The sequence below is a fragment of the Chitinivibrionales bacterium genome (assembly GCA_014728215.1).
GTDB lineage: Bacteria > Fibrobacterota > Chitinivibrionia > Chitinivibrionales > WJKA01 > WJKA01.
Window position 1 is genome coordinate 1 of the sequence record WJLZ01000113.1, and the last position, 3,144, is coordinate 3,144.

General features: G+C 43.0%; 5 protein-coding genes. All 5 read right to left on the bottom strand.

Annotation, left to right across the window (positions count from 1 at the left end; translation table 11 throughout):
- Nucleotides 1–358: 358 nt before the first annotated feature.
- Nucleotides 359–577: a hypothetical protein gene (locus GF401_08320; GenBank protein MBD3345051.1), complete on the bottom strand. Its 219-nt coding sequence runs from the start codon at nt 575–577 to the stop codon at nt 359–361.
- A 108-nt stretch (nt 578–685) separates the two neighbouring features.
- Nucleotides 686–937: a hypothetical protein gene (locus GF401_08325; GenBank protein MBD3345052.1), complete on the bottom strand. Its 252-nt coding sequence runs from the start codon at nt 935–937 to the stop codon at nt 686–688.
- Nucleotides 934–1,218 carry a hypothetical protein gene (locus GF401_08330; GenBank protein ID MBD3345053.1) on the bottom strand — a complete coding sequence of 95 codons (285 nt, stop codon included), beginning with the start codon at nt 1,216–1,218 and terminating at the stop codon, nt 934–936. Before GF401_08330 ends, GF401_08325 begins: the two co-directional genes overlap by 4 nt.
- Nucleotides 1,219–1,360: 142 nt before the next feature.
- Nucleotides 1,361–1,570 (bottom strand): addiction module protein, encoded by a 210-nt coding sequence (locus GF401_08335; protein ID MBD3345054.1) that lies wholly within the window; start codon nt 1,568–1,570, stop codon nt 1,361–1,363.
- 46 nt (nt 1,571–1,616) lie between these two features.
- Complete coding sequence (locus tag GF401_08340) at nt 1,617–2,636, bottom strand: hypothetical protein (protein ID MBD3345055.1); 1,020 nt, start codon at nt 2,634–2,636, stop codon at nt 1,617–1,619.
- Between the last annotated feature and the right edge of the window lie 508 nt (nt 2,637–3,144).

A 3,144-nucleotide genomic window follows, 5' to 3' on the forward strand; every position in this document is an offset into this window, starting at 1 on the left:
CGATACGGAAGAGTTCGTTGAACTGGTACTCCGTCCGGTGGGTGTGGCCTTTCTCGACATCGACGGTTACGGTTTTCACATTGGTGAAGGTACCATTCAGACCGGGACCAAGGCAATCTCAAAATACCGATAAGGCGAGCGCCCACGACTTATACCGCTTGAATTTTTAAAAAAATATTTGATCCCGCTTTGACTCGTTGATGTTCCGAGAACAGCATACAACTGGCCTGTTCTCTGTTTTTTCGGAGATAGGGCGGTGGTATCCGGGATACGATTGAAATGATCTTTATCGTTGTTTTGCGCTCAAATACGGTGCAAGTAACCACTTCCAGTTGATCATTATAGTCCGCCAAATCGTTTACGTTTTAATAAAACCTTCCTTTTTCATATCTTGCATCAGTTCTTTCACGGTCAACTTTTGAAACATTTCCAGCCTGGATTTGGTATAATCTCCTTCCCCCTGGTTGTATTCCATCATGAATTTAAGTGTTCCGGCAGCCCCTAATTGAGTCATCAACGCATGCCAGCCCTGTCTTCTGATTTCAGGAGAAGACAGGTTTATATTCAGTTCAGACATGGTAAATCTCCTGGTTAATAAAACCTGACAATGCTCTTTAATGAAAAGTAAAATACGAATTATTTTTGTCAGTCCATGATTGGGATGGTTTTTGAATTCATTCGTAATCTATGCTGCCTGAATTTTATCAAGAATCCATTCCCGTACAAGAGTTGGAAACGGTATTCCTTTTTCTTGGGCTATTTTTTGAATGGCTTCTGCCTCATCAATCCGTAAATCGATCTTTATCGTTGTTTTTCGTTCAAATACGGTGTCAGTAACCACTTCCAGTTGATCCTCATAATCCGTTAAATCGTGTGTGTTCCAAAATTGAGCCAATTCTTTAATGGAATCGCTCTCTGGTATTGCTTTTTGTATCATATTTTTCTCCATTTTTTGTATCTTTGTTTTTCATTTTTAGTCATATCTCTTGCTGTTACAGGATATCCGTTTCCATCAGGAAATGAAATGATAACACAAAATAAATATCTCCCGGCATCCGTTTCTCCGAGAACATAATAAACAGGGTTTTCTCCTTGGGTTTTTCCTCTCAAAACCATTGGTAAATCAAAGCAGGCTTCTTCGACTTCATCAGGTGTGATGCCGTGTTCCGCAATGTGATCTATTCTATCTTGCGGCCAGATTATTTCGAATATTTTCAAATAGCCAGTCTCCGTTTACAGCATCCGGTACTGTAGGATAGGTTGAACGCAGTGAAACCCAACATTGAAAAGATTTACTTATGATTATAATATTTTATCCCTTAACCCAGTTCAATACACGCTACGGAAACAAGTCGAGCTTTCAACCTTCATACCTCTTTTTGATATCATCCCAATCGACTGTCTCAAGCTCTCCTTTTTGGTATGCTTTATATCGAGCCTCAGATTCGGCGCTCCAGGCCTGCTCGATATCGATATTCGCCTTATCAAGGCTGTACAAAATTGCTTCCACCAGTCGAATGCGTTCGGCCGGTGGAAGCGCTTTCTCGGCCAATTGATTGACAGTTTCCATTATTTATCTCACCTGCCTTTTCAGTTTAGTTATTGGGTTTCGTTCCTCAGCCCAACCTGCGCGACTGTTGATTAAACGCCATCGAGTCAAGAGGGTCATTCTTGAATTGATCCCTTATCTCTTCAAATCGCCCCCGCAACGGCTCATCCTCCATAAATCGTTTCCGCAACGCCGAAACAGCCTTGCTGACGGATGAGTACGACAGGCCGAAATTTACAGCGATCTCTTCATTCGTATACATCCCCGTTTCCCACAACATAAAAATCAGAAAATCCCGATTGATTTTATCTTCCCCGTACAATCTGCCCGGCCTTTTCATATTATCGAAATTGCGGCCGACAATCCTTCCGGCCTTTTGAAGGATCATTTCGAGATCGATGCTCTTTTTCAATTCACGCTGCTGGGGTTTCTCCTTGTGCCATTCCTCCGGAAGATGTTTAGACCGGATTTCATCGGCAAATCCGGCGGATCCCAGGAACAGCCCATGATTGAAATCTTTCCACAGGTCTTCCTCTTCGCCGGAATAGCGCTGAACTTTTTCCCTGTATTTCTTTCTCCTGACGCTGATGGGCCCACCGAATTGGGACAATATCGGCCCTGTGTCGAGCCATTCATGGTTTCCTTCTCCGTGGGCATATGCCGGATAGCTGCTCCATTCATAGTCGGCAAGTCTTTTCACGATTCCGGCCCTTATCGGATTTCTGTGAATATAGCACGACAGCCGGAGGAGGTATTCGTCGTTTTCAACTATGAAATTTTTGAACCGTCCCTGAAAGAGATGCCCGCTCCTTTTATGGCGGAGATTGAACCTTCTCGTGTATGTGGCCCCGAACCACTGCATGCTCTTTGACAGATTCGCCCGCCTGGTTTTCATCAGAAAGTGGTAATGGTTCCCCATGAGGACATATGTGTAGAAATCCAGATCGAACCTTTCGGATGTTTCCTTCATCAGGTCGATGAATTCGTTTCTGTCTTCATCATCGAGGAATATTTCATGCCTTCCATTTCCTCTGGAAAGAACATGGTGTAGTGCCCCTTCGTACTCTATTCGCCATTGCCTGCTCATAACGTTTTATTCAATTATCCTATGAGCGCCTGCTTGTAATTCCATGGATGTGCGCGCATCCATGCAGGAACCGTACTCATGAGAGAGCCATCTCAATATCCCGATTACCGATAAATGCATTCGAAGGCGGCGACTGATCTTCCTAATAACTGACAATGATCGCTTTCCTGATGTTTTCCATTGCCTCTTCAATGGTATATCCGTAAATGTGACGTCCCTGAATAACCGGACAACTTACAATGTATACGTCGTTTTTATCATCTCAATAATTACTGGAAAATTTTTCTTTATATTCACCTCCGAATTTGTCTTTCGGTATTATCAGCAAATTTTGTTTTTTTTATCAATGCAATTCATCAATTCGAGATTTGACCCCAAGCCCCCCTAAGCCCCCAATTTTAGAAAACTCCTTATCAATCAGATTTTGCATCTCCTCTGCTTCAGCAGGAGACAATGTATTGACTAATGCGTCCAAACCGGCGTCATTCGTTTTAGGACAGATTATAAC